This window comes from Streptomyces sp. NBC_01716 (assembly GCF_036248275.1).
Classification (GTDB): Bacteria; Actinomycetota; Actinomycetes; order Streptomycetales; family Streptomycetaceae; genus Streptomyces.
Genome location: NZ_CP109181.1, coordinates 2,144,982 through 2,170,369 on the forward strand (window position 1 = coordinate 2,144,982; position 25,388 = coordinate 2,170,369).

Here is a 25,388-nt window from a genome sequence, read left to right on the forward strand (position 1 = left end):
TATCTTGACTGCTCATTCCATATAAGCTACTGTCGGGAGCATGGCACGGACCAGGGAGTTCGACACGGAGGCGGCTGTGGAGGCCGCGATGTCGGTGTTCCGGCAGAAGGGCTTCGAAGGGGCTTCGATCCAGGACCTCGTCGACGCGACGAACGTCGGACGCGGTTCCCTCTATGGAGCCTTCGGGAGCAAGGAGGGGCTTTACCTCGCGGCGCTGGACCGGTACCGCGAGCGGTACGCCGCCCCGCTGTCCGAAATGCTCACGGCGGACATGCCCGCCCGCCGGCTCATCCGCGAGGTCATGACCGGCGTGGTCGACGAGATCGTGCGGGACGGCAGCCGGCAGGCGTGCCTGATCGTGGCCGGGTCCATGGAACGGGCTCACCGTGAGGACGAGGTCCGCGACCGGCTTCGCGGCACGATCGAGTCGTTGGAGGAGTCCTTGACCCAGCTCATCACGCGCGCCCAGGCCGCCGGCGAGCTGGCCGAGGACCGCAGCGCCGTCGACACCGCGCAATTCCTGGTGATGTGCTTGCAGGGGCTGCGCGTGATCGGCGCGGTCCGCCCCGACCGGACGTCGTTGATGGCGACAGTGGACACCGCCTTGCGCTGCCTGAACTGAGGCGGGCGGAGCCCCGGACGGCACCGTTCACGCCGGATGTCCCGGGCTCACCCCTGTTCCGTTTCTGTAATGATCGTTCAGTATTTAAATGCTCGGAGACTCTCATGACCACATGTCCCCCCAACGCGATCGGCGTCGGCATCGTCGAAGGAAGCATCGGCGGATGGGCCGCGCTCGGCCACGTTCCCGCGCTGCGTGCGCTGCCCGGCTACGGACTGCGAGCGGTCAGCACCTCGCGCAGGGAGTCCGCCGAGGCCGCCGCCAAGGAGTTCGGCGCCGCTGCCGCCTACGACAACCACGTGGACCTCATCGCCGACCCCGGCGTCGACCTGGTCGTCGTCGCGGTGAGACTGGCGCACCACAAGGAGATCATCTCCGCGGCGCTGGCGGCCGGGAAGATGGTCTTGAGCGAGTGGCCCCTGGGCGTCGGACTGGCGGAGGCCGAGGAACTGGCCGCGCGGGCCGAACAGGCCGCGGTGCGCACGGCGGTGGGACTCCAGGCCCGCTTCGCGCCACAGGTGAGCTACGCCCGCGACCTGGTGGCGCAGGGGTACGTCGGCAGGGTGCTCGGCACCACATTGGTCGGCTCGGGCATCGCCTGGGGTCCCACGACGGACCGCGGCCACGCGTACTTGTACGACGACGCCAACGGCGCCACCACCTTGACCGTGCCCACCGTGCACGCTCTGGAGGCCGTCCACCAGGTGCTGGGAGAGTTCGCCGACCTGCAGGCGCGGCTGGTCCGGGGACGTACCGAGGTCACCTTGGCCGAGGACGGCGGCACCCTTCCGGTCACCGCCGCAGACCAGGTACTGATCACCGGCACTCTGGACTCCGGCGCCGCCGCTTCGGTCCTCTACCGCGGCGGAGTCTCGCGCGGCGACAACCTGCGCTGGGAGATCAACGGAACGGATGGCGACCTGGTCCTGACGTCCGGCCTCGGCAATCTGCAGGTCGCGCCCCTCACGCTGGAGGGCGGCCGCGGGGACGACGAGAAGGTGGCCGAACTGACCGTGCCGGAGAAGTATTTCGGCGGGGCGGCGGCAGCCGTGACCGGCCCGGCCCACAACGTCGCGCAGCTCTACGCGCAGTTCGCCCGCGACCTGGCCGAAGGCACGCGTGTGGCACCCGACTTCGCCTACGCGCTCACCCGCCATCGCGTCGTCGACGCCGTTGAGAATGCGTCCGCGACGGGCGTACGCCAGCACTTTCGCGCCACCGCGACCGGCGAGGAGAACTGACGTGAAGGCCGTGGCACTCCAGCAGTACGGCGGGCCCGACGTCCTGCGGGTGCATGAGCTGCCCGACCGCCACGCCGGTCCAGGCGAGATCCGCGTCAGGGTGCGTGCGGCGGCGGTCTCTCCCGCCGACACCCTGATCCGGACCGGCGTGGCGGCCGGACTGCTCCAGGGCCCGCCGCCCCATATCCCCGGACTGGACGCGGCCGGTGTCGTCGACGAGATCGGAGCGGGAACCCGTACCGGGCTCGCGACCGGCGATCATGTCGTCGCGCTGGTCAACCCGACCCGGCCGGCCGGCGGCGCGTACGCGGAGCACGTGGTCCTGCCGGCCGCGTTCGTCGTGAGGGCACCTCGCGACGCCGGCCACGCCCAGGCCTCGACGCTGCCCCTGAACGGGCTCACCGCCCGCAGGGCGCTGGACCTTCTGGGCCTCGCCCCCGGCCAGGTCCTCGCGGTCACGGGGGCGGCGGGCGGCGTCGGCGGATTCGCGGTCCAACTGGCCAAGGCGGAGGGCCTGACGGTCGTGGCCGACGCCTCCCCCGCCGACGAAGCGCTGGTGTCGACGCTGGGCGCGGACGCCGTGGTACGGCGGGGCCGGGACGTGGCGGAGCGCATTCGCGAGGCGGTCCCCGGCGGGGCCGACGGTCTCCTCGACGCCGCCGCCATCGGCGGCACTTTGCCGGCCGCGCTCCGCGACGGCGGGGCCATGGCGGTCGTACGCGGGCCGGCCGAGCCCGCGAGTGGTACCGCATCCGGCGGACGCGGCATCACCTCGCACTCGGTGTACGTCCACACCTACGACGGACGCCACGACGTCCTGGACCGACTGGCCCGGCAGGCGGAGGACGGCGCCCTCACGCTGAGGGTGGCCCGCACCTACCCCATCGACCAGGCCGCCGAGGCCCACCGCGACCTTGAAAGAGGCGGCATCCGGGGCCGCCTCGTCCTCGACTTCTGACGGGGCGACGCCCCGCACGATGAATGGAGCAGCAGAGATGTCACAACAACTTCAGTCCAAGGTCGTCATCGTCACCGGAGGCACCTCCGGCATGGGCGCGGCCTTCGCCAGACGCGCGGCGTCCGAAGGCGCGACTGTCGTCATCGGCGCGCGCGACCCCGCACGCGGTGAAGCGACCACGGAAGAGATCGGAGCCATGGGCGGCCGGGCGTTCTTCGTGCGGACGGACGTCACGAGGGAGGAGGAGCTGTCCCGCCTCGTGGACTTCGCGGTCAGCGAGTTCGGGGGCCTGCACGGAGCGTTCAACAACGCGGGCGGAGGCGACAACCAGCGCACCCTTGGAGAGACCGACGCCGCCTTCTGGCACAACATGATCGAGGCGAATCTGACCAGCGTGTTCTACAGCCTGAAGTACGAGATCCCGGCCATCGCGGCGTCGGGCGGTGGCGGGATCGTGAACAACGCCTCCACAGCCGGCGCGGTGGGTGACGCGAGCATGCCCGCCTATACGGCGGCCAAGCACGGTGTGGTGGGCCTGACCCGCTCCGCCTCGCTCGACTCGGCGAAGGAAGGCGTCAGGGTCAACGCGCTGTTGACCGGGCTCATCGACACTCCTCTGTGGCGCACCGCCGTGGCGGCCTACCCGGAGATCGAGAACCTTTTTCTGGGACAGCTGCCGACCGGGCGGGCGGGCTCCGAGGAAGATGTCGCCGCGTTCACCGCTTTTCTCCTCAGCGACGAGAGCACGTTCATCAACGGCGCGGCGCTCGCCGTGGACGGCGGCTTCACCGCTCGCTGACATCCCGTCGGCGCGGGCGTGGACCGTGCGCGGGCCGGAGGAGGATCACCGAGCCCGCGCACCTGGCACGCGCAGTCGCTCCGCCGCGGGTCAGACGTCGATCCTGGCGCGGTCCAGCGTCGCGGCCGAGCTGGTGATGAACTCCTTGCGGGGCGCGACCTCGTTGCCCATGAGCAGGTCGAAGACCTGCTCGGACGATTCGAGGTCCCCGATGTTGATCCGCCGCAGGGTGCGGTGGCGGGGGTCCATCGTGGTCTCCGCGAGCTGGTCGGCGTCCATCTCACCGAGGCCCTTGTAGCGCTGGATGGAGTCCTTGTAGCGCACGTTCTTGCGCTGGAACTCCAGGAGCGTCTGCCGCAGCTCGTTGTCCGAGTACGTGTAGACGTACTTGTCCTGGCCCTTCTTGGGCTGCACGAGCTCCACCCGGTGCAGGGGCGGCACCGCCGCGAAGACGCGGCCCGCCTCCACCATCGAGCGCATGTAGCGCTGGAACAGCGTCAGCAGCAGACAGCGGATGTGGGCCCCGTCGACATCGGCGTCGACCAGCAGCACGATCTTGCCGTAGCGCGCGGCGTCGATGTCGAACGTCCTGCCCGACCCGGCCCCTATGACCTGGATGATCGCGCCGCACTCGGCGTTCTTCAGCATGTCGGACACCGACGACTTCTGAACGTTCAGGATCTTGCCCCGGATCGGCAGCAGTGCCTGGAATTCGCTGTTCCGGGCGAGTTTGGCCGTACCGAGCGCCGAGTCCCCCTCCACGATGAACAGCTCGCTGCGCTCCACGTCGTCACTGCGGCAGTCGGCGAGCTTGGCCGGCAGCGAGGAGGTCTCCAGCGCCGTCTTCCTGCGCTGCGCCTCTTTGTGCTGACGGGCGGCGATACGCGTACGGGCCGCGGCGACGACCTTCTCCAGCACGGCGCGCGCCTGCGCCTTCGCGTCGCGCTTGGTCGACGTCAGGAACTCCTTGAGTTCCTTGGAGACCACGTTGGCGACGATCCGGTTGGCCGCCGACGTCCCGAGGATCTCCTTGGTCTGCCCTTCGAACTGCGGCTCGGCCAGCCGCACCGTGACCACGGCCGTGAGCCCTTCCAGGGCGTCGTCCTTGACGACGTCGTCCTCGGCGACGCGCAGGAGCTTCGCCGAGCGCAGCGTCTCGTTGACCGTCTTGGTCACGGCGCGCTCGAAGCCGGTCATGTGCGTGCCGCCCTTGGGGGTGGCGATGATGTTGACGTAGCTGCGCATCGTGGTGTCGTACCCGGTGCCCCAGCGCAGCGCGATGTCGACACCCAGCTCGCGGGTGACCTCGGTGGGCGTCATATGACCGCGGTCGTCCAGGACGGGCACGGTCTCCTTGAAGACGCCCTGGCCGGTCAGCCGCAGCACGTCGCAGACGGCCTTGTCCTGCGCCAGATACTCGCAGAACTCGCTGATCCCGCCGTCGTAGCGGAACGTCTCCTCGATCGTCTCGCCGCCCTCGCTCTCGCCGGCCGCCCGCTCGTCGCGCACGACGATGGTCAGGCCGGGCACGAGGAAGGCGGTCTGGCGGGCCCGCTGGTGCAGCGTCTCCAGCGAGAGCCTGGCGTCCTTGAGGAAGATCTGCCGGTCCGCCCAGTACCGGATCCGGGTTCCGGTGCGCGTCTTGGGCACCCGCTTGCCCTTGAGCAGCCCGTTCGCGGGGTCGAAGGGGGCGTCGGGGCCCGATTCCGTGAACATGCCGGGGACACCGCGGCGGAAGCTGATCGCGTGCACGGCGCTGTTGCGGTCCACCTCGACGTCCAGCCGGGCCGAGAGCGCGTTGACGACGGAGGCGCCCACGCCGTGCAGACCGCCGGAGGCCGCGTACGAGCCGCCGCCGAACTTTCCGCCCGCGTGGAGCTTCGTCATGACGACCTCGATACCGGAGAGGCCGGTCTTGGGCTCGACGTCGACAGGGATGCCCCGGCCGTTGTCCCTGACCTCGACGGAGCCGTCCTCGTGCAGAGTGACGTCGATACGGTCGCAGTAACCCCCCAGGGCCTCGTCGACGGAGTTGTCGATGATTTCCCAGAGGCAATGCATCAGGCCACGGCTGTCGGTGGACCCGATGTACATACCGGGTCGCTTCCGGACCGCTTCGAGCCCCTCAAGGACGAGCAGGTGCCGCGCGGTGTAGTTGGAACCGTCACGGTCTGCGGTCAGCAGCGCACTGGACGGCACGGACGTCTCGGCGGTCACGCGGTTCGCTCCTCGCTGAATTTGAAATGTGGCCCAGTGGGTAAGGGCCCGGCATCGGTCGCCGCTCAGAGGGTACAGAGGCCTGGTAGAGCCGTTGTAGCGCCACCCTATTGAATTCTCATGCTAGCCGAGGCTCGCATGAGTGTTCGATCCCTCGATGGAGTGAAGCACACATCACGTTCCCTTCCAGGCATGAACCATTTAGGCTCCGGGCACGTCCTCATCAACAACCGGCAAGCCGGCCGGGAGGATCGACCCCCTGACAAGCAACGCGAAACCGTAAAGCTAAGCAATACGGCTCATTCGCCGCCAACCGGCGACAGACAGCCGCCTCGGGAAGAAGTTTCGAGGAAAGGCCGCGAGCGGGAACGTTTTCGGCCTGGTTGGATGTTGACCCTGGTACGACAGCTCGTCGAGCTAGAGAAGAGGCGACGTGACTACTGTTCTGACCCCCGCGAGCCCGCTGACGGCCGCTGACCGCTGCGACCGCTGCGGCGCCCAGGCATATCTGCGCGTCGTCCTGACCAGCGGTGGTGAACTGCTCTTCTGCGCCCATCACGGACGCAAGTTCGAGCCGGAACTCAAGAAGATCGCCGCGGAAATACAGGATGAGACCGACCGACTGACGGCCGTGCAGGCCGCCGCCGGTGAAGAGGAACACTGATCCCTCGCATCCACGACGAGCCAAGGGCCGATCCAGGACCGGCCGACGGGCCGCCACCCCGGCAGACACCGGGACGGCGGCCCGTTCTCGTTGATCAGCGCCTTGATCAGCGCCTGACTGCCCTCAGCGCGTACGCCGCGTTCCGGTGGCCTCGGCCACCTGGTCACCCGCCGAGGTGATCCGGGTGTAGACCCCCGGACTCCCGGCCTTCCCACAGCCGCTTCCCCACGAGACCAGCCCGATGAGCCGCCCACGGGCCACCAGCGGCCCTCCGCTGTCGCCCTGGCAGGCGTCGTGCCCGCCATCGGGATCGCCGGCGCAGAGCATCGTGGAGGCCTCGTAGCGGCCCCCTGAGCCCCCGGGGTAGGCCCGCTCGCACTCGGAGTCCGCCAGGACCGTCACCGGGGCGGAGCGCAGCGCGGAGGCGTATGTGCCCCGGCCGCTGGTGTCGCCCCAGCCGAACACCTTCGCCGGGGTGCCGGGGGCCAGGGCCTCCGAGCCCGGATCGGCCGGCCGGACGCTGTACCGCGCGGGCAGCGGCTCGGCCAGCGTCAGCACCGCGAGGTCCGAGGCGTGGGTCGCCGGGTCGTACGCCGGATCGATCCGTACGGAACCGACCCGGACCTCCCTGCCGCCCTTCCCCTGCAGCTCCTCCCGGCCCGCGATGACCCGCAGGTCGGTCACATCCTCGGGCTTCACCCCGAGCACGTCCCTGCCCATGCAGTGCGCGGCCGTGAGCACCTTCGTGGGCGCCACGACCGCGCCGCCGCAGAACTGGCCCGCGCGAGTGTTCCCGAACCGTTCGCGGCTGGACAGCGCCACGACCCAGGGACTCTCAGCGGCCGGAGCCGGCTCCCCTCCCACGACCACGCGGTCCGCGGCGGCCGGCACGGGGGACACGAGCGGCAGCACCGCCCCCGCGGCGATCGTGGCCAGTCCTCCCGTGAGCACTCGGGCAATAGGGCGACGCATACTGGCTCCTGACTCTCCGGTGACTCCTACTGACACAGAGTCACCCATTGAGCCGACAAACGCATCCCCGCAACGCCTGAGGGCCCGCAATCCCGGTCGGGATCGCGGGCCCTCGGAAGGGGCTGCGCAAGGCAGGAGAAACCGGCCTAGTCCAGGTAGTCGCGCAGAACCTGCGAACGCGACGGGTGGCGGAGCTTGGACATCGTCTTCGACTCGATCTGACGAATGCGCTCACGCGTCACGCCGTAGACCTTGCCGATCTCGTCCAGTGTCTTGGGCTGGCCGTCGGTCAGACCGAAGCGCATGGAGACCACGCCGGCCTCACGCTCGGAGAGCGTGTCGAGCACCGAGTGCAGCTGCTCCTGGAGAAGCGTGAAGCTGACCGCGTCGGCCGGGACGACCGCCTCGGAGTCCTCGATGAGGTCACCGAACTCGCTGTCCCCGTCCTCACCCAGCGGGGTGTGCAGGGAGATCGGCTCGCGACCGTACTTCTGGACCTCGATGACCTTCTCAGGGGTCATGTCGAGTTCCTTGGCCAGCTCCTCCGGGGTGGGCTCACGGCCCAGGTCCTGGAGCATCTGGCGCTGCACGCGCGCGAGCTTGTTGATGACCTCGACCATGTGCACCGGGATACGGATGGTGCGGGCCTGGTCGGCCATGGCGCGGGTGATCGCCTGCCGGATCCACCAGGTGGCGTACGTGGAGAACTTGTAGCCCTTGGTGTAGTCGAACTTCTCGACCGCGCGGATCAGACCCAGGTTGCCCTCCTGGATCAGGTCCAGGAAGAGCATGCCGCGGCCGGTGTAGCGCTTGGCCAGCGAGACCACCAGACGGAGGTTGGCCTCCAGCAGGTGGTTCTTGGCGCGGCGCCCGTCCTCGGCGATGATCTCCAGCTCGCGCTTGAGCTTGGGGGCGAGCTTGTCGGCGTTCGCCAGCTTGTCCTCGGCGAACAGACCCGCCTCGATGCGCTTGGCGAGCTCGACCTCCTGCTCGGCGTTGAGGAGCGGGACCTTGCCGATCTGCTTGAGGTAGTCCTTGACCGGGTCGGCGGTGGCGCCCGCGACGGCGACCTGCTGGGCGGGCGCGTCGTCCTCGTCGTCGTCGGAGAGTACGAAGCCCTTGTTCTCGCCCTCGGTCTCCTCCTCCTCGCCCTTGCCCGCCTGGACCTCCTCGGCCGTCTCCTCGCCCTCGGCGGCCTCGTCGGCGTCCTTCTTGCCCGCGGTCTTCTTCGCCGCGACCTTCTTGACGGCGGTCTTCTTGGCCGCCGCCTTCTTGGCCACGGTCTTCTTCGCCGCCGTCTTCCTGGCGGGCGCGGCACTCTCGTCGGCGGGCGTCTCGACGGTCTCGGCGACCGGGGCGGCGGTGGCCGCGACGGTCTTCGTATGAACGGTCTTGGCGGCGACTGTCTTGGTGGCGGTGCGCTTCGCCGGGCTCTTCGCAGCGACGCTCTTGCGGGCGCGCTTCGGCGACTCCGCGGCACTGACCATCAGCGTCACACCCTCTTCCTCGAGGATCTGGTTGAGGCTGCGCAGAACATTCTTCCACTGGGTTGGCGGAATCTGGTCAGCCTCGAAGGCCCGACGCACGTCGTCGCCGGCGATCTGCCCATCAGCCTTTCCCCGCTCGATGAGCGCCATCACAGACTCGGACTCGGCGATCTCCGGCGGGAGCGTACGGGATGTGCTGGCCGACACGAACAACCTCTCGGAACGATGGAAACGACTTCCGGCTCCCTCCCCAAGGATCGGGGCGGAGCCGACGACCGTCGACTGGGGATGCGCCGACGGCGCGGGCTGGACCTCGGAGGCTGGATACAGCGCCACTCCTCGTGGCGCTATTCCCTCTGTGGCTGTCACCTCTTAGGTCATCGCCCTGCCTCGCGGAGTGTTACGCCCAATCCACGTGGCCCGAGTCACACCTCATTTACGGCAAAGCAGCCAGAAGGGTTTTATCGCGCGTTCGTGCCGCCGGGCCCTGGGGTCCGGCGGCACGTGACGCGCACGCCCCCGTCCGTCCTGACCTCTCTTTTCCTGCTCGGCACCGCGGGACTCGCCCTCAGTACCCCCGTGACCGCCTCAGTGCTCGCGCGGCGCGGGAACGACTCGTTCCACTTCAGGGTGCACCATCAGAAGCTGCCGCATGGCGGATTCGGCCGCCTGGGAGTCGCCCGCCGCGAGGGCCTCGACGATCCGCGCGTGGTGCGCCAGCGACGCGTCGGTGGGTCGGTCACAGCCCGTGACGGGGCCGCCGGAGACCTGGAGGGCCGCCGAGACGATCCCCGACAGGTGCTCCAGCATCCGGTTGCCCGCGAGCTGGATCAGCAGGGAGTGGAACTCGGCGTCGGCACGCGAGAACGTGATCGAGTCGGCCTGGGCGATGGCGTGCCCCATGATCTCGACCATGTCGGCCAGCCGCTGCTGGACATCCTCCCGGCCGTGGCCGGCGGCGAGACGGGCGGCGAGCGGCTCGATCGTCCAGCGCAGCTCGGTCAGTTCGCGGCGCTGGTCGTCACGCTGGGGGCCGAACGCCCGCCATTCGATGATGTCGGCGTCCAGCAGGTTCCAGTCGCTGACCGGCCGGACCCGGGTGCCGACGTTGGGGCGGGCGCTGACGAGGCCCTTGGCCTCAAGGACGCGCAGCGACTCGCGGACCACCGTGCGGGAGACCTCGAAGCGCTGGCCGATCTCCTCCGGTACGAGCGGCCGGTCGGCGCCCAGATCGCCGGAGACGATCATCTGGCCGAGCTGCTGGACGAGTTGGCCGTGCAGCCCACGGCCCCGGCTGCCCGCCGAGCGCCGGCCGACCCGGCCCAACTCGTTGTCCGCGCCCTCCCAGGCGGGGGTGGGAATGCGGTCGGCGCCGGGCGTCTCCGGGTAGGGGTAGCGGTCGATTCCGCCCGGGGCCGGGAGGCCGGATTCGACGGAGCGGGCGGCGGTCATCATGGTGTGCGCAAGGGTACTCACGCATCCTTTGTCGGCTTCGCTCGTCGGCCCCTTGAGGTCTTTGGTGAAAAGCACACGAAAGGGTGATCGGCGCCCGCCCTTCGATTGACGACTTATCGTAAAGAAGCGGGCGGAATCAGGGAGTTATGGGCAAGTGCGATAGCTCCGGTCATCCGGCGATCACCAACGGGCCCTGCGGCGAAGGCTCGTGAACAGATACGCACAGAGCAGGGCGGACAACGACAGCGCCAGCGCGGCCCCGACGGGCTGGGAAAGCACCCGGCCCGTCGCCACCAGCCAGCGGTCGGCGGCCTCCGGCCATTGCGGCCACGCCAGTTCACGCAGCCTGGCCGGCAGTCCGACGATCGAACGCGCCGACGGAACGGCAAGCCCCTTCTGTACGAGGGGGACGACCACGACCGGTACGGCGAGCACGGCGGCGACCCCGGCGCCGGTGACCCGGAAGATGCCGGCCCCGAGGAGACCCGCCCAGGCGCAGCCGACGGCCAGTCCGGCCCAACTGACCACGAGCGCGGGCCAGTCCGGGGGCACCACATCCGTTCCGCCGCCGTACACCAGTCTCATGGCCTGCGAGTCGACGACGACGGTGAGGGCCGCGAGCAGGAGGGCGGCCGTGCCGGTGACGGTGAGTTTGGCCAGCAGCAGGCCGATGCGGCGCGGAACGGTTCCCCGTCCAGCGGCGAGCGCCGGGTAGCGGTACTCGTCGCCGAAGGCGAACGCGCCGAGCAGGCCCGCCCCCAGGGCGGCCGGTGGCAGCGGGAGGAACGCGGGCCAGGCCGCGAGGAGGCCGGACAGCGGGGTGCCGCCGGTACGCGCGAGCGGCAGGCTCAGGGCGAGGGAGGCGATCAGGACGGCGGCGGCGACCAGCCAGGGGGTCCGTACGCCGAGGAAGCGGCGGAGCTCGTACCGGAAGGGCCGCAGCGGGCTGCGCACGGGCCGCGCGGGCAGCGGAGGCGGCAGGGGGCCGGTGCCGGGCTCCGGGGGTGCCGGCCGTACCTCTGAGGCCGGCGCGGGGGGTGGTGCTGGGCCGGTGTCGCCTGTCTCGTCGGCGAGTTGATGGACGAGGATGTTGTGCCGGAAGGCCGTCTCGCCCAACTCGGCGCAGTTGCTGCCGAAGACGGTCAGCCGCCCGCCGGAGTCCGTGACGACCTCGACGGAGCGGCGCTCGGCGCGCGCCTCGCGGTTCACGGCGTCGGCGAGCCTGGCCGCGTGCGGGGTACGGATCACCACGCGCGGGCGCAGCCGGGTCCGCGCGAAGTCGGCGGCGTCCTGGTCGGCGACGAGGCGGCCTTCGTGGACGGTGACGACTCGATCGGCGGTGCGGGCCGCTTCCTTGGGATCACTGGTGGTGAAGAGAACGGTGCCGCCGTTGGCCGCGTGCGCCCGGAGCAGCCCGTGCAGCCAGCCGCTCTCGCGGGGGGAGAGACCGGCGGCGGGTTCGTCGAGGACGAGCGTGTGCGGGTCGCCCAACAGGGCGGCGGCGAGGCCGAGTCTGCGGTCCATGCCGAGGGAGAGGGAGCCCAGCGGTTCGTCGCGCAGGGCGCCGATGCCGACCAGGTCGAGCAAAACGTCGGCACGCGCGGCGGGCACGCCGGCGGCGGCGCAGAGCATCCGGAGCTGTCCCTTGGCGGTGCGCGCGGGGTGGCCCGGCACGTCGCCGAGCAGGACGCCGACCTCACGGGCGGGGTGGGCGATGCGGTGGAGGGGCCGGCCCCGGAAGTAGGTGATTCCGCGGCCGGATTCGAGTTCGAGCATCAGCCGCAGGGCGGTGGTCTTGCCGGCGCCCTCGGCGCCGAGCAGGGCCGTGACGCCGCCGGTCGCGGCATCAAAGGTCAGATCGTCCACGGCGGGCGGGAGATCGCGGTGGGGGGTGCTGGTGAGTCCGATGGCCTGGAGCATCGCTTCTCTCGCGGGGAGGTGAGACCGCTCGGGGGCAGTATGAGTACCGCAGAAAGATAACGCGACATATCTGACTTATTGCGCAGGGTGGTGACTGGGCCGTGTCTCCCCGGATCAGGCCGGATAAGGGAGGGCCCGCCGTGACCGCGGCTGGAGGTGTCAGGCGGCGGGGTCAGACCTCGGGGCGCAGCATCGGCGGGTTGAGGACCGTGGCCCCGCCCGCCCGGAACAGCTGGGCGGGCCGCCCGCCCTGCCGTGTGGTGGTCCCGCCGGACGGCACCAGAAAGCCCGGGGTGCCGGTCACCTTGCGGTGGAAGTTACGGGGATCGAGCGCGACGCCCCACACCGCCTCGTACACCCTGCGCAGCTCGCCGACCGTGAACTCCGCCGGGCAGAAGGCGGTCGCCAGCGAGGAGTACTCGATCTTGGAACGGGCCCGCTCCACCCCGTCCCCGAGGATGCGCGCGTGGTCGAAGGCGAGCGGCGCGGGCTGTTCGTCGTCGCGGCCGAAGCCGCCCTCGTAGTCGAGCAGCGCGTCCACGGGGGCCCAGCGGGCGCTGTTGGCGTCACCGCCCGCGCGGGGTGCGGGCAGGTCGGGCGCGAGCGCCAGATGGGCGACACTCACGACCCTCATCCGGGGGTCGCGCTCCGGGGCGCCGTAGGTGGCGAGCTGTTCCAGATGGGCGCCGTTCGCCGCGGGCGAGGCCGGGTCGTGCGCGCACAGCCCCGTCTCCTCGGCCAGCTCGCGCGCGGCCGCCGCACCAAGATCCTCATCGCCCTTGACGAAGCCGCCGGGCAGCGCCCAGCGCCCCTGGAAGGGTGCCTCACCACGCCGGACGACCAGCGCGCACAGGGCATGGCGGCGCACGGTGAGCACGACCAGGTCGACGGTGACTGCGAAAGGGGGGTAAGCCGACGGGTCGTAGGGCGACATGCCGGTGATCTTAGTCGTCTGCCTGACGATAAACACCCGTTCCGCTCAGGTCCGCCGACTTCTTCGCCGCCCCGGCGCCGGGCTCCACGGCGCCCGAACCCGGCGACCGCCCACTCGGCCGTTCGGCTTCCGACAGGACGTGGGAGGACGTGGGAAGCAGCGTTCGTACGGCCCGTGCGGCGCGTCGGGTGAGGGGCAGGGGCGAGAGACGCCGTCACACCCTCGCTCACCTCACCGGGCACTCGGCACCTGCGGCAGGCCCCTCTCTCACCTGCCGCTTTTCGTCCCCCGCTGCCCACCGCGGCCGACGGCCCGGCCGCGCGGCACCGGCCCGCCGGGCCGGGACCTCGGTGCCGGCACCGTCCTGGGCGCCTCCTTCTTGATCGTCGCCCTTTTGATCGTCGCTTTCCTCACCACCCTCTTCATCGTCTTCCTGGCCTGCTTCGTCGTGGACTGCCGCGACCGGCGGGGCCGTGGGCTCCCCGTGGCGGTCTCGGTGGCGGTGGCGATGCGCTCGGCGCGCATGCAGCGCCGCAGGGTCTCCGGGTCGAGCCCTTCGTTGAAGGCCTGGTGGAGGAGTTGGGCGAAGGTGTACGTGGGGTCGAGCCGCAGGGCCAGTCCGAGCGCGACCCGGGCCGCCGGTTCGTCTCCGCAGGACCAGGCGACCCACCCGGCGAGGGTGAGTGGGGCGACCGCGTGTTCTGCGTAGGAACCAACACACCGGCGGGACAGGGCCCGCCAGAGCCGTAGCGCCGCCTCCGCGTCGGGCCCCTCCATCCACTGGGCCGCCCGGTCGCGGATCTCCCGGTCCTGAAGGCCGATGATGACCTCAGCCGCTTCATCGTCAGCGATGAGCAGGTCGTCGGTGGTGTCCGTGCCCTCGCCTGCTCCCCCGCCGGCCCGCCCGCCCTCTTCCCTGCGCGGCGGCACGGGTGGTGTCTGTGCCAGACGGTCCATCAGTTCCCGGGCGGTCCGGAGTGTCGACGCTCCGACCTCCTCACGGTCCCCACCGCCCAGAATCATCGGCACCAGCGCGCCCGCGGCCTCGTCCAGCGCCTGTTCCTGTTCCGCCGCCCTGCTCGCCGAAACCGGCCAAGGCTCCAGTCGCGCCTCCATCTCCCTGAGAGATCCCCGCACTTGGATCCCCGCGTAGGTGGACGCCGCAGCCATCACGGAGGTACCGGGCAGCGCCAGCGGGGTGCCTTCCGGTAGACAACAGCGCGTGTCCGGGCAGCAGTAGGACCAGAAACGGCCGTCCGAGATGCAGAGCACCTCGTGCACGGGGATGTCGAGGCCGCCGAAGCCCGTGCGGATCAGCTGCGCGAGCGGCTGCAGGCGGTCGCGTACGCCACGGCCCGTGGCGCCCTCCCCCGGATCCTGGCAGAGGAAGGCGACAATCCCGTCCGGCCGGGACCCGCGCCGCTCACTCCCCTCCACCAGACACAGGGCCAACTGCTCGGAGACCGGCGCCCATTCGCGGGACGAGCGCGGGATCCCGAGCCTCAGCCGCCCGCCGAAGCGGCCCTCCTCGCCGTGCAGCGCGACGAGAACGATCGAGTCGGAGGGATGGAAGCCCATCAGAAATGGCAGGGCATCGGCGAGCTCGGCAGGGCTGCGCAGGGTGACTTGCTGCTGGTCGGCGGGACGGGTCGGTTCGCTGTGCTTGTTCATGACTCGACGGTCCCGCGGAAGCCGGAATCCCGCGACCCCTGTGGATAACGTTATCCACAGGCCGGCTCCGGCATTCGCGATCTGCCGTTACGCGCGAGCAGGTCTACCCGGCCTGGGCCAGTACGTCTACCCGGCCTGGGCCAGTACCAGCGGGAGTACCTGGTCGGCCCCCTGCTGGCGCAGCAGGCGTGCGCCCACCGCCATGGTCCAGCCGGAGTCGGCGTAGTCGTCGACGAGCAGGACCGGTCCGGGGGTGTCGGCCAAAGCCGCGGCGAGTTCGTCGGAGACCGCGAACGAGGCTGCCAGGGCGCGCAGCCGCTGGGCGGAGTTGCTGCGGTGCGACGCATGCTCGTCGGCCTGCGGCGTGTAGACCAGGCTGCCCAGCAGCGGGAGCCGTCCGACCCGGGCCACACCCCCGGCCAGCGAGGCGACCAGTCGCGGGCGGGAGCGGGAGGGCATGGCGACGACGCCCACCGGACGGGCCACCGCGTCGGGGGAGCCACTGGCCCAGCCGCCCGGCGAGCGGGCCCAGTCGGCCAGCACCGTCACGACCGCGTTCAGCACGTCGTCCGGGACCTGCCCGTCCGCCGCCTGCGCCGACAGAAGCGGACGCAGGCGGTTGCCCCAGCCGATGTCCGACAGCCTGCCCAGCGCACGTCCCGTGACTGCCTGCTGCCCAGCGGGAATTCGGCCCTTGAGGTCCATGCCGACAGCGGCGAGACCGGTCGGCCACATCTTGCGGGGCTCGACCTCGACTCCCGGACGGTCCAGCTCGCCCGTCGCCGCCGCGAGGGCCGCGGAAGAGACCGCGGGGTCGAGCCAGGGCCCGGCGCAGGTGTCGCAGCGACCACAGGGCGCCGCCTTCTCGTCGTCGAGCTGCCGCTGCAAGAACTCCATCCGGCAGCCCGTGGTCGCCACATAGTCTCGCATGGCCTGCTGTTCGGCGGCCCGCTGCCTGGCGACCCAGGCGTACCGCTCCGCGTCGTACGCCCACGGCTGCCCCGTCGCGGTCCAGCCCCCCTTCACGCGCTTGACCGCCCCGTCCACGTCCAGCACCTTCAGCATCGTCTCAAGACGCGAGCGCCGAAGATCCACCAACGGCTCCAAGGCCGGCAGCGACAGCGGACGGCCCGCGTCCTCCAGCACCGCCAGCGTGCGCCGGACCTGCTCCTCGGGAGGAAAGCCCACCGACGCGAAGTACGCCCAGATCGCCTCGTCCTCCCGCCCCGGCAGAAGCAGCACATCCGCGTGGTCCACACCGCGCCCCGCACGCCCCACCTGCTGGTAATAGGCGATCGGGGACGAGGGCGACCCCAGGTGCACGACGAATCCCAGGTCCGGCTTGTCGAAGCCCATTCCCAGCGCCGAGGTCGCCACCAGCGCCTTCACCCGGTTCGCCAGCAGATCCTCCTCCGCCTGCAGCCGGTCGGCGTTCTCCGTCTTGCCCGTGTAGGAGGCCACCGGATACCCCCGCTGCCGCAGGAACGCCGCGACCTCCTCCGCCGCCGCGACCGTCAGCGTGTAGATAATCCCCGAACCCTGCAGATCACCCAGCCGCTCCCCCAGCCACGCCAGCCGGTTCGCCGCGTTCGGCAGCTCCAGGACACCCAGCCTGAGGCTCTCCCGGTCCAGCGGCCCCCGCAGAACAAGGGCGTCCTCACCCCCCGTCCCCAACTGCTCGGCCACATCGGCTGTCACCCGCGCGTTCGCCGTCGCCGTCGTGGCCAGCACCGGCACCCCGGTCGGCAACTCCGCCAGCATCGTGCGCAACCGGCGGTAGTCGGGCCGGAAGTCGTGCCCCCAGTCGGAGATGCAGTGCGCCTCGTCGACCACGAGCAGACCGGTCGTGGCCGCGAGCCTGGGCAGTACCTGATCGCGGAAATCCACGGAGTTGAGACGCTCCGGACTGACGAGCAGCACGTCTGTCTCGCCGCGCTCGACCTCCCCGTAGATCCTCTCCCACTCCTCCGGGTTGGCCGAGTTGATCGTGCGCGCCTGGATCCCGGCTCGGGCCGCCGCCTCGACCTGGTTGCGCATCAGCGCCAGCAGCGGCGAGATGATCACCGTCGGACCCGCGCCACGTCGGCGCAGCAACGCGGTGGCCACGAAGTACACGGCCGACTTGCCCCAACCGGTGCGCTGCACCACCAGCGCCCGCCTATGCTCCTCCACCAGGGCGGCCACCGCCTGCCACTGGTCCTCCCGCAGCCGCGCCGAACCCCCGGGGGCACCGACGAGCTCGGCGAGGATGGCGTCGGCTTCAGCACGGAGCTCCAGGTTGTCCATGCCCCCCATGCAACCCGATGCCACTGACAATCGGCGAATCCCAGGCGGGGATATCACCGCTATTCCCACCCATTCCGGTCAGCGACGTCATTTGCTCGTTGCCGCCCGCCCAAGTGCCCGCAAGAATTGGAGAAGCCCCCCGCACGGTCGGACCGTTCGCGGTCCGGAGGGACTGTGCCCCGGCGTGCCTCACCCGACCCAGCCCGCACTGTGGGCGCGTATGCGAAGGGAGGAACGTGACCTTCGGATTCGCTCCGTCCGCAGCCTCATCGATCACGACAGCCGATTCCGTCACCCGCCTCGCCAGGACACTTGAGCCCGCCGAGTGGGCGGCGGCCGGCATACCCCTGCTCCGTTCCCCACGCGAGGTCGTGAGCGGTCTGCACTCCCGCCACCGGCCGACTCCTGCGACAGCGATCGTCGCCGTGCTCGACCACGAGGAACGTCTCGCGGCCAGCGCCTCGTTCGCCCCGAGGGCGGTGCCGGTGGACGGCTGGGAGTTCCGGAACGCCCTGCTGGCGCATCTGCGCCGGGTCATCCCGCACGATCTCCGCCGCCGTACCCCGGTGCGCACCGCCGTACTTCTCTACTGCCGTGACGGCGACGAGCGTTGGACCGAGGAGGACGGGGCGTGGATGTGGGGGCTGCGGGACGCCTGCACACTGCACGGCCTGCGCTGCGGCGCCTACATCACCCTGACGCGGGGCGGCTGGCAGGTGCTGGGTGAGGGCCGGGGCGGCCGTCGGCCCAGCTCCGATTCACCGCCCGAGAGTCTCGCCGAGACGGTGATCGACCCCGCTCCCACGCCGGTACGTTCCGGTGGCGGCGCGGTGGACGCGCTGCGCCGCGCGGCGGCCCGCTGACCGCTCGCACGTCGTCCACCGGTCGCCTCGTCGCTGCCGACCCGGCCGCCCACGCGGGGCAGCCGGGTCGTGGCCGATCCGGACCAGGACCGCGGCCGTGTCCGGCCTCGGCCCTCCGCCGGGGGGAAACCGGTGTCAGACGCCCGCGCCGAGCACGGAGTTGACCCGCTGCGGGTCACCGCACACGACGAGCAGCGCGCCGGCCTGCTTCCGCGCCGCCGGCAGGACGCGCGCGGCGGTGTCGGCGTCGCCACCGTTGAGCGCGACGACGACCACGGGCCGCGCCTTCGCGCGGTCCAGCGCCGAGGCGTCGGCGAAGAAGACGTCCTCGCCCGTGTCGTGCTGCTCCCAGTAGGAGTTCTCGCCGAAGGACAGCTCGTGCACGGCCCACGGGTGCTGTTCGCCCGTGGTGAGTACGAGGATGTCGCCCGGCGCGCGACCGGAGTCCAGCAGCAGGTCGACCGCCTCATCGGCGGCGTCCAGCGCACCGTCCGCCGAGGCGGGGATCAGTTGGAGCTGAGGTTCGGAAGGGGTCTCCTGCGGGACGGCCGCGGGCCGTTCGGCGGGGGCCTGCGAGCGCTCCGGCGGTGCGGGCCTCGCGGGACCGCGGCCCGGATGTCCGGGACGCGGTGTGGCCGAGGACCGCGGCCCCGGAACGGCACGCGGGCCGGGTACGGGACGGGGGCCGGGTACGGGACGGGGGTTCTGCGCGGTACGGCCGGTGGCCGGAGTGGCGCGCGGACCCTGGGCACTCTCGTGAATCTGAGACTCCTCGGGGATGAGAGGCATGGGTGGATGTCTATCAAACGCAGACGCGCAAGTCACCGGGGGGTGGGCACATCTGCGCCATATGTATCGCTTGGCGGGTACGCCCGGGGCGGTGCACGGGCCGAACTCGCCGGAACCGGACAGGCCGGTCACGTCGGGTGGTTCACGCAAGTCTTCGTGGCAGGTCTTCGTCGCAGATCGTTGTAACAGGTGGTTCGCGTCAGGGCGTTCGCGTCAGAAGTCGAAGCCGAGCTGACCCTCGCTCTCCACCGGCTCCGCCCCGGCGGAGATCCTGACCTTCTTGAGATGGCGCCACCGGGGCAGTGCGTCAAGATAGGCCCACGAGAGCCGGTGGTACGAGGTCGGCCCCCGTTCAAGCAGCGCGGCCTTGTGCACCGGCGAGGGGTATCCGACGTTGTCGTGGAAGGCGAAACCCTCGCATTCCTCGGACGTGGCGGCCAGTTCGGCCATCATCGTGTCCCTGCGCACCTTGGCCAGCACCGAGGCGGCGGCCACCGAGACGCAGGAGATGTCGCCCTTGATGACCGTCCGGACCTGCCAGGGCTTGCCGAGGTAGTCGTGTTTGCCGTCCAGGATCACGGCGTCGGGCCGCACCGGCAGTGCGTTCAGGGCACGTTCGGCGGCGAGCCTGAGCGCCGCCGTCATCCCCCGCTCGTCGATCTCCTCCGGCGAGGCGTGCCCTATCGCGTGGGCGGTCACCCACGATTCGAGCTCCCGCGCCATGCCGGCGCGGCGCTTGGGAGTGATCAGCTTGGAGTCGGTGAGTCCGACGGGGGCCCGGCGCAGGCCCGTGACGGCCGCGCAGACCGTCACCGGTCCCGCCCACGCTCCGCGTCCGACCTCGTCGACACCAGCGATGATCTTGGCACCGGTGGTGGCGCGGAGCGATCGCTCTACGGCGTGGGTAGGTGGTTCGTACGGCATGGCGCTTGCAAGGTTACGCCGCCGGGGGCCCGCGCGTCACCCCGGGTTCCCCCGGCCGTACGCGACCGCTCCCCCCGGCCGTCGCCGCCGGGCGCCGTACGCCCCAACACGCCCTCGGTGCAAGGCAGTACGACGCGTCCCGGCCTCTCGGAGCCCGCCCCGTCGGCGGGCTCACCGCGGAGCCGCGCGTCAGTCCGAGGACGACCGGAGCATCGGCAGCATGACCTGGTCGATGAGCTCCGCGATCTCCGCGTCGGGCCATTCGCTGGTGCACACCTTCGACCGGTACATCAGCACGGCCGGGATGACGTCGAAGATCATCGAGCCGGTGACGTCGGGCCGTACGTCACCCCGCCGGATACCCCGGCGCACGACTTCCCCGAACAGGTCGGCCGAGGGCTGGATCACGCCGTTCATGATCAGCGCCTGGAAACGCTCGGACGACGACTGGTCGCACTCGTGGAGGACCGCACGGAGAGCCCACCCCGGCCGCGAGTACATCGCCTCCCGGACCAGCTGGGTCAACGCGTAGAGATCGTCGCGGATTCCGCCGAGGTCGGGGGCGTCGTCGAGCGAAGGGAGCCCCGACGCGAGCGCGTCGGCGACGAGATCCTCCTTGGAAGGCCAGCGCCGGTAGACCGCGGCCTTACCGGTCTGCGCCTCGGCGGCGACACCCTCCATGGTCAGCCCGTTCCAGCCCACCGTGCTCAATTGCTCCAACGCGGCGTCGAGAATCGCGCGTTCCAGCACCGGCCCGCGGCGTCGTGGCACCACTGTCCGCGACCGAGCGGTGGCCGACGAGCGTGAAGTAACCATCAGCAGATCTCCATGAGGCAAAAATTCAGGCGGCAGCTCCAGTGAACGGTTGCGTTCACTGATGGGGACTCACTACCGTGGACGACACAGTGAACGCATCCGTTCACTAATTCACTTGGGGGACTCTCGTAGTGACAACCTCTCAACTCGAAGCAGAACGCGAGCCGGGTGCGGCCCGCCGGGAAGGGCGGCCCGGCATCGCGCTGACCGTCATCGCGGCCTGTCAACTCATGGTCGTACTCGACGCGACGATTGTGAATATCGCGCTCCCGCACATCCAGGATGCCCTCAGTTTCTCCACCACGGACCTCTCCTGGGTCCTGAGCGCGTACACGCTCACCTTCGGTGGTCTGCTGCTCCTCGGTGGCCGCGCGGGCGACATCCTCGGCCGCCGCCGCGTCTTCATGACCGGCATCCTGCTCTTCACCTTCGCCTCGCTCCTCGGCGGTTTCGCCCAGGAGCCTTGGCAGCTCCTCGCCGCCCGGGCGCTCCAGGGGGTCGGCGGCGCCATCGCCTCACCCACCTCGCTCGCCCTCATCACCACCACGTTCCCCGAGGGGCCCGAACGGAACAGGGCCTTCGGAGTCTTCGCCGCCGTCTCCGCGGGTGGTGGCGCGCTCGGCCTGCTGGCCGGCGGAATGCTCACCGAGTGGCTCGACTGGCGCTGGGTCTTCTTCGTCAACGTGCCGATCGGTGTGCTGATCGCCGTACTGGCACCGATGTACATCAGCGAGTCCAAGCGCCACCCGGGTCGTTTCGACCTCTCCGGCGCCGCGACGTCCACCCTGGGCATGGCCTCGCTCGTCTACGGATTCATCCGGGCCTCGGAAGAGGGCTGGCGCGACTCGCTCACCATCGGATCGTTCGCGGCGGCGGTGATCCTGCTCGCCGCCTTCGCCCTCGTCGAGTCGCGGGCGAAGGAACCGATCACGCCACTGAGGATGTTCGCCGACCGGAACCGGTCGGGCACCTACATCATCATGCTGAGCCTGGCCGCGGCCATGTTCGGGATGTTCTTCTTCATCGTGCTGTTCGTGCAGAACGTACTCGACTACAGCCCCATCCAGTCCGGCCTCGCGTTCCTGCCCGTGACCCTCGCGATCGGCGTGGGAGCGGGACTCTCGCAGCGGCTGCTGCCGGTGCTCGGCCCGAAGCCGTTCATGGTCGTCGGCTCGACGATCACCGGCCTCGGACTCTTCTGGCAGACGCTGATCACTCCGGAGAGCTCCTACCTGAGCGGTGTGCTCGGTCCGATGGTCCTCTTCGGCTTCGGCATGGGGCTCAACTTCGTGACCCTCACGCTGACCGCCGTCTCCGGGGTCGCGCAGCACGAGGCGGGCGCCGCTTCGGGTCTGCTCAACGCGAGTCAGCAGGTGGGCGGTTCGCTGGGGCTGTCCATCCTGGTCACCGTCTTCGGTACGGCGAGCCGCAACGAGGCCGAGAAGCAGCTGCCGTCGTTCATGGCGGAGGCGTCACCGGCCGAGAAGGCGCAGTTCGCCCAGACCCACGAGATGCCGGGGCGCTGGGGCCACGAGGTGCTGACGCAGGGCATCTCGACCGCCTTCACGGCCGCCGTGGGCATGGTGCTCCTGGCACTGCTGACGGCGACGCTGGTGGTCCGGGTACGCAAGAGCGACCTGGAGGCGCTCAGCGGAAAGGCGGGCGCCGCCGGGCCGGTCGCGTAGACCCGTACGGGACGTCCCCGTGGGGGGAGGACGTCCCGTACGCAGGAGGTGACGGCGCCCGGCAGGACCGCGCGGCCCGCCGGGCGAAGCGCCCTCAGTAACCGTCGCCGGTGTGCCCGTCGACGTACCGGTCGCGCCCGCCGACCGAGTCGTTCGTCGCGCCCAACGCCGAGCACTCCTCCCAACGAGGGTTGATCGGCCGGTCGTCGAGGATGTCCCTGGCCTTCGACTCGCCCCAACTCGTCGCGTACCACGGCTCGTCCGATCCACCCAGTCCGCGGGCGATGCCCTCCAGCGCACAGGAGCGCAGTGGCTCGGGGAGCGTGTCGAGTGCCGGTACGGCGTCGGCGGAGAGCTGCTGGAAGTACTCGATGTCGATCTTGTCGGAGGTCCGGTAGCGGTCGACGTTCCGCTCGGCGACGAGTGCGTCCGGCGAGATCAGGCCGAAGACCAGAACGCTCGCCGCACCGCTGACTGCCACGGCGCGCGGCAGCCAGCGCCCGCCGAACACACCGGCGGCCATGATCAGGACGATCACGACCCCGAGCCACAGCTCCATCGCGGCCACCGAGACACGCAGACGCGTCAGCCCGTACGCGTCCACGTACAGGTCCATGCGGCGCAGCGCGGACGCGACGACGACCAGCGTGAGAACGCACAGAACCCCGAGCACGGCGCTCACGAGCGTGCGGTCCCGCGCGCCGTCGCGCGGTGCCCAGCGCCGTGCGAGACCGATCACGAGCAGGGTGAGCAGGGTGGCGCCCAGCAGTTGCCAGAAGCCCTGTGTGGCGTACTCGGAGTACGTCAGCCCCGTCTCGCTCAGAACCTTGTCGTAGCCGCCGAACAGCACGGTGAGCTGTACGCCGATGAAGACGGCGAAGAGCAGGTTGAGGACGATCAGCGGCAGCGCCCACTCGACCCGGTTCCGCGCCTTCCCCGGCCGTACGGTGATCCGGTCCCAGTGCAGCGGCGCCGCCGCCGTGTGCGCGGCTGCCAGGGCGCCCACGCCGCCGAGGACGAAGAGCAGCGTGCGCCACGGTCCGTCGGCGACGGAGACATCTGGCGTCAGTCCGCCGAGCAGATCGGCGAAGGCGGCGTCGGCGCTCGCGAAGAGCGCGCCGAAGACGACGAGCAGGACGACCGCCGCCGCGACCGTACGGACGACGGGTGCCCAACGGCCCCGTGAGCCCTCGGCACGGTCCCGTACACCCCTGACGCCCCAGAACAGGCCGGTGCCGAGCGAGCCGAACAACCCGAACGGGCCGAGGACGACGCCCGGCCAGGTGCGACAGCCGTGCAGGGCGAGCGAACCGAGCGCCAGCGCGGACGTCACGGCGAGGAACGTCGGCCAGCCGGCGTCGCGCAGCGCGGGTACGGAGAGGAGCGCGAGGCCGCCGACGGCCCAGACCAGGGTCCAGGGGCGCAGCCGCCGTCCGGCCTCCCGCGCGGCGAAGTACGCGCCGAGTGCGGCCGGGACGCTCACGATCAGCAGGTTGAGCCCGAGCCCTTCGCCGAGAAGCAGCCCGCTGAGCAGACCGGTGACGGCGACGCACCAGAGGGTGGCGACGCCGATGCGGGCCGGTTCGTCGGAGCTGATCTCGCCGATCCAGGCGGGAGGATCGTTCCTGGCGGGCTGCCACTGCTGCCAGTTGGTGGGATGCGGCGTCTGCGGCCTGCGTCCGGTGTGCGTCGCGGCGGGCCCGTGGGACGCCTTGCGCGTCTGCGCCGCGGCTCCGGCCCGCGCCGGAGCGCCCGTCTGTGCCGGTACGGCACGCGGGCGGGGCACCGCGTCCTGGATGTCCTGCGCCGCGGCGGCCTCACGCGGCTGCGGCGACTCGCGCCGCTCCTCCGGCTTCCCCTGCTCCTGCTTTCGCGACGGGCCCGGCTCCGGCTCCCCACCTGCTGCCGGTTCCGGTGCCTCGTTCGAATTCGATGGCGTGTCTGACACTGGCCCCCCTCCCCGCCCGGTGCCATTTGCGCACGCCGACAGGCCGGCGCGTGGATCCCGGGCTCACCTAGGCGCACGCCCCGTGGATGATCAACGAGGCGGCGATGGGCCGAGGCTAGCGCTACGCGGCGGTAGCGCCCGTTCCGAGCCGGCTCTGTGGCGGGACCGTGACAGTCGCGTGGAGCGCGCCTCTTGAAGAAGACACGCGGTGTCCGTCAGCGAGGCCCTGCCGGCAGCCAGTCGGGCAGCGCTTCCGTCTGCTCCACCCAGCTCGCCGGTGGGGCGCCGATGTCCACCGCCGCCACCACTCCCCCGACGATGGCGCAGTTCGTGTCGACGTCGCCGCCCACCTGCGCCGTGTTCCAGAAGGCCCGCTCGAAGTCGCCGAGCGAACGTGCCGCCGACCAGAGTGCGAACGGGACGGTGTCGTGCGCCGTCGTACGCCGGCCGCTGCCCAGCACCGCGGCGACCGTACCGGCGTCGTCGTAGTCGAGCATGTCCCGCGCGCGGCGCAGCCCGGCTCCCACGGCGCTGCGGGGCACGAGCGCGATGACAGCGTCGAGCAGGTCCCCCGGCGCCGGCGGTCCGGCCGGCCCGGCGGCGATGGCGGTCGCCGCGGCCACCGCCATCGCACCGGCCACGGCCTCGCGGTGCTGATGCGTCGTGTACGCGGAGATCTCGGCCTGGTGCGTGGCCTGCTCGGGGTCGTCGGCGTACCAGGCGCCTAGCGGCGCGATACGCATGGCGGCGCCGTTGCCCCAGGAACCCTGGCCGTTGAAGAGTCCGGCGGCCAGTTCCCGCCAGTCGCCGCCCTCCCTGACCAGCCGGAGCATGCGGTTCACCGCGGGGCCGTAACCGCGGTCGAAGTCGTGGTGCGTGGCGAAGGAGTGCGCGAGCGCGTCCTGGTCGACGCGTCCGTGGACGGCGAGGACGGCCAGGACCGATGTGGCCATCTCGGCGTCGTCCGTCCACTGCCACAGGCCGGGCGGCGGTTCGCGCCGCTTGAGCAGCGGGTAGTTCACGGGGACGAAGAACTGTGAGCCGAGCGCGTCTCCTACGGAGAGCCCGCGCAGGCTTGCCATGGCGCGCCGGAAGCGCGGTTCGAGCGGATGGGGTGTGGTGTCAGGGGTCATCTCC

Annotated in this window: 20 protein-coding genes; 7 read left to right on the plus strand and 13 right to left on the minus strand. The window is 70.9% G+C overall.

Going from position 1 to position 25,388, the window contains the following annotated elements:
* The first annotated feature begins 40 nt into the window (after positions 1–40).
* The 4 genes from OIE74_RS09160 (at position 41) to OIE74_RS09175 (ending at position 3,620) form a co-directional block, all read left to right on the plus strand.
* Entirely contained in the window at positions 41–622 is a 582-nt protein-coding gene (locus tag OIE74_RS09160) for a TetR/AcrR family transcriptional regulator (RefSeq protein ID WP_329380600.1), read from the plus strand.
* Positions 623–726: 104 nt separating this feature from the next.
* Complete coding sequence (locus tag OIE74_RS09165; RefSeq protein ID WP_329380604.1) at positions 727–1,863, plus strand: Gfo/Idh/MocA family protein; 1,137 nt, start codon at positions 727–729, stop codon at positions 1,861–1,863.
* Position 1,864: 1 nt separating this feature from the next.
* Positions 1,865–2,821 carry an NADP-dependent oxidoreductase gene (locus OIE74_RS09170; protein WP_329380607.1) on the plus strand — a complete coding sequence of 319 codons (957 nt, stop codon included), beginning with the start codon at positions 1,865–1,867 and terminating at the stop codon, positions 2,819–2,821.
* A gap of 37 nt (positions 2,822–2,858) precedes the next feature.
* Positions 2,859–3,620, plus strand: a complete 762-nt coding sequence (locus tag OIE74_RS09175; protein WP_329380609.1) for an SDR family NAD(P)-dependent oxidoreductase — start codon at positions 2,859–2,861, stop codon at positions 3,618–3,620.
* Positions 3,621–3,710: 90 nt separating this feature from the next.
* Here the strand turns inward: OIE74_RS09175 and OIE74_RS09180 are convergent, their stop codons facing one another.
* On the minus strand, positions 3,711–5,837 hold the full coding sequence (locus tag OIE74_RS09180) for a DNA gyrase/topoisomerase IV subunit B (protein ID WP_329380611.1): 2,127 nt from the start codon (positions 5,835–5,837) through the stop codon (positions 3,711–3,713).
* A 433-nt stretch (positions 5,838–6,270) separates the two neighbouring features.
* Between OIE74_RS09180 and OIE74_RS09185 the strand changes: the two genes are divergently transcribed.
* The gene (locus tag OIE74_RS09185) at positions 6,271–6,501 is read left to right on the plus strand and encodes a DUF7455 domain-containing protein (RefSeq protein WP_023538184.1); all 231 of its coding nucleotides are present in this window, start codon (positions 6,271–6,273) and stop codon (positions 6,499–6,501) included.
* Positions 6,502–6,624: 123 nt separating this feature from the next.
* Here the strand turns inward: OIE74_RS09185 and OIE74_RS09190 are convergent, their stop codons facing one another.
* From OIE74_RS09190 to OIE74_RS09220, 7 genes are all read right to left on the minus strand, one after another.
* The gene (locus OIE74_RS09190; protein WP_329380614.1) at positions 6,625–7,473 is read right to left on the minus strand and encodes a S1 family peptidase; all 849 of its coding nucleotides are present in this window, start codon (positions 7,471–7,473) and stop codon (positions 6,625–6,627) included.
* Between the two features lie 146 nt (positions 7,474–7,619).
* Complete coding sequence (locus tag OIE74_RS09195) at positions 7,620–9,167, minus strand: RNA polymerase sigma factor (RefSeq protein ID WP_329380617.1); 1,548 nt, start codon at positions 9,165–9,167, stop codon at positions 7,620–7,622.
* A 381-nt stretch (positions 9,168–9,548) separates the two neighbouring features.
* Positions 9,549–10,436 (minus strand): FadR/GntR family transcriptional regulator, encoded by an 888-nt coding sequence (locus OIE74_RS09200; RefSeq protein ID WP_329380620.1) that lies wholly within the window; start codon positions 10,434–10,436, stop codon positions 9,549–9,551.
* 159 nt (positions 10,437–10,595) lie between these two features.
* Entirely contained in the window at positions 10,596–12,335 is a 1,740-nt protein-coding gene (locus OIE74_RS09205; RefSeq protein ID WP_329380623.1) for an ATP-binding cassette domain-containing protein, read from the minus strand.
* A gap of 172 nt (positions 12,336–12,507) precedes the next feature.
* On the minus strand, positions 12,508–13,269 hold the full coding sequence (locus OIE74_RS09210) for an NUDIX hydrolase (protein WP_329380625.1): 762 nt from the start codon (positions 13,267–13,269) through the stop codon (positions 12,508–12,510).
* A gap of 267 nt (positions 13,270–13,536) precedes the next feature.
* A complete protein-coding gene (locus OIE74_RS09215) occupies positions 13,537–14,940 on the minus strand; it encodes a DUF4192 domain-containing protein (RefSeq protein ID WP_329380628.1) in 1,404 nt (467 codons plus the stop codon).
* A 126-nt stretch (positions 14,941–15,066) separates the two neighbouring features.
* Positions 15,067–17,226, minus strand: a complete 2,160-nt coding sequence (locus OIE74_RS09220; protein WP_329380630.1) for a RecQ family ATP-dependent DNA helicase — start codon at positions 17,224–17,226, stop codon at positions 15,067–15,069.
* A gap of 236 nt (positions 17,227–17,462) precedes the next feature.
* Here OIE74_RS09220 and OIE74_RS09225 point away from each other — a divergent pair, with 236 nt between their 5' ends.
* On the plus strand, positions 17,463–18,089 hold the full coding sequence (locus tag OIE74_RS09225; protein ID WP_329380633.1) for a hypothetical protein: 627 nt from the start codon (positions 17,463–17,465) through the stop codon (positions 18,087–18,089).
* Positions 18,090–18,224: 135 nt separating this feature from the next.
* On the opposite strand, the gene OIE74_RS09230 is transcribed toward OIE74_RS09225, so the two are convergent.
* From OIE74_RS09230 to OIE74_RS09240, 3 genes are all read right to left on the minus strand, one after another.
* On the minus strand, positions 18,225–18,878 hold the full coding sequence (locus tag OIE74_RS09230; RefSeq protein WP_329380636.1) for a hypothetical protein: 654 nt from the start codon (positions 18,876–18,878) through the stop codon (positions 18,225–18,227).
* A gap of 213 nt (positions 18,879–19,091) precedes the next feature.
* Entirely contained in the window at positions 19,092–19,802 is a 711-nt protein-coding gene (locus tag OIE74_RS09235) for a ribonuclease HII (RefSeq protein ID WP_329380637.1), read from the minus strand.
* A gap of 189 nt (positions 19,803–19,991) precedes the next feature.
* The gene (locus tag OIE74_RS09240) at positions 19,992–20,618 is read right to left on the minus strand and encodes a TetR/AcrR family transcriptional regulator (protein ID WP_329380640.1); all 627 of its coding nucleotides are present in this window, start codon (positions 20,616–20,618) and stop codon (positions 19,992–19,994) included.
* Between the two features lie 131 nt (positions 20,619–20,749).
* On the opposite strand from OIE74_RS09240, the gene OIE74_RS09245 reads away from it, so the two are divergent.
* Positions 20,750–22,303, plus strand: a complete 1,554-nt coding sequence (locus OIE74_RS09245) for an MFS transporter (protein WP_329380643.1) — start codon at positions 20,750–20,752, stop codon at positions 22,301–22,303.
* Positions 22,304–22,397: 94 nt separating this feature from the next.
* Here the strand turns inward: OIE74_RS09245 and OIE74_RS09250 are convergent, their stop codons facing one another.
* Positions 22,398–24,251, minus strand: coding sequence for a DUF4153 domain-containing protein (locus tag OIE74_RS09250; RefSeq protein WP_329380646.1), 1,854 nt, complete (start codon positions 24,249–24,251; stop codon positions 22,398–22,400).
* Between the two features lie 215 nt (positions 24,252–24,466).
* Complete coding sequence (locus tag OIE74_RS09255) at positions 24,467–25,384, minus strand: ADP-ribosylglycohydrolase family protein (protein WP_329380649.1); 918 nt, start codon at positions 25,382–25,384, stop codon at positions 24,467–24,469.
* Between the last annotated feature and the right edge of the window lie 4 nt (positions 25,385–25,388).

Coding starts and splice junctions, on each gene's coding strand:
- OIE74_RS09160 (WP_329380600.1), top strand. CDS start 41: ATGGCACGGACCAGGGAGTTCGACACGGAGGCGGCTGTGGAGGCCGCG.
- OIE74_RS09165 (WP_329380604.1), top strand. CDS start 727: ATGACCACATGTCCCCCCAACGCGATCGGCGTCGGCATCGTCGAAGGA.
- OIE74_RS09175 (WP_329380609.1), top strand. CDS start 2,859: ATGTCACAACAACTTCAGTCCAAGGTCGTCATCGTCACCGGAGGCACC.
- OIE74_RS09190 (WP_329380614.1), bottom strand. CDS start 7,473: ATGCGTCGCCCTATTGCCCGAGTGCTCACGGGAGGACTGGCCACGATC.
- OIE74_RS09205 (WP_329380623.1), bottom strand. CDS start 12,335: ATGCTCCAGGCCATCGGACTCACCAGCACCCCCCACCGCGATCTCCCG.
- OIE74_RS09210 (WP_329380625.1), bottom strand. CDS start 13,269: ATGTCGCCCTACGACCCGTCGGCTTACCCCCCTTTCGCAGTCACCGTC.
- OIE74_RS09215 (WP_329380628.1), bottom strand. CDS start 14,940: ATGAACAAGCACAGCGAACCGACCCGTCCCGCCGACCAGCAGCAAGTC.
- OIE74_RS09220 (WP_329380630.1), bottom strand. CDS start 17,226: ATGGACAACCTGGAGCTCCGTGCTGAAGCCGACGCCATCCTCGCCGAG.
- OIE74_RS09230 (WP_329380636.1), bottom strand. CDS start 18,878: ATGCCTCTCATCCCCGAGGAGTCTCAGATTCACGAGAGTGCCCAGGGT.
- OIE74_RS09235 (WP_329380637.1), bottom strand. CDS start 19,802: ATGCCGTACGAACCACCTACCCACGCCGTAGAGCGATCGCTCCGCGCC.
- OIE74_RS09240 (WP_329380640.1), bottom strand. CDS start 20,618: ATGGTTACTTCACGCTCGTCGGCCACCGCTCGGTCGCGGACAGTGGTG.
- OIE74_RS09255 (WP_329380649.1), bottom strand. CDS start 25,384: ATGACCCCTGACACCACACCCCATCCGCTCGAACCGCGCTTCCGGCGC.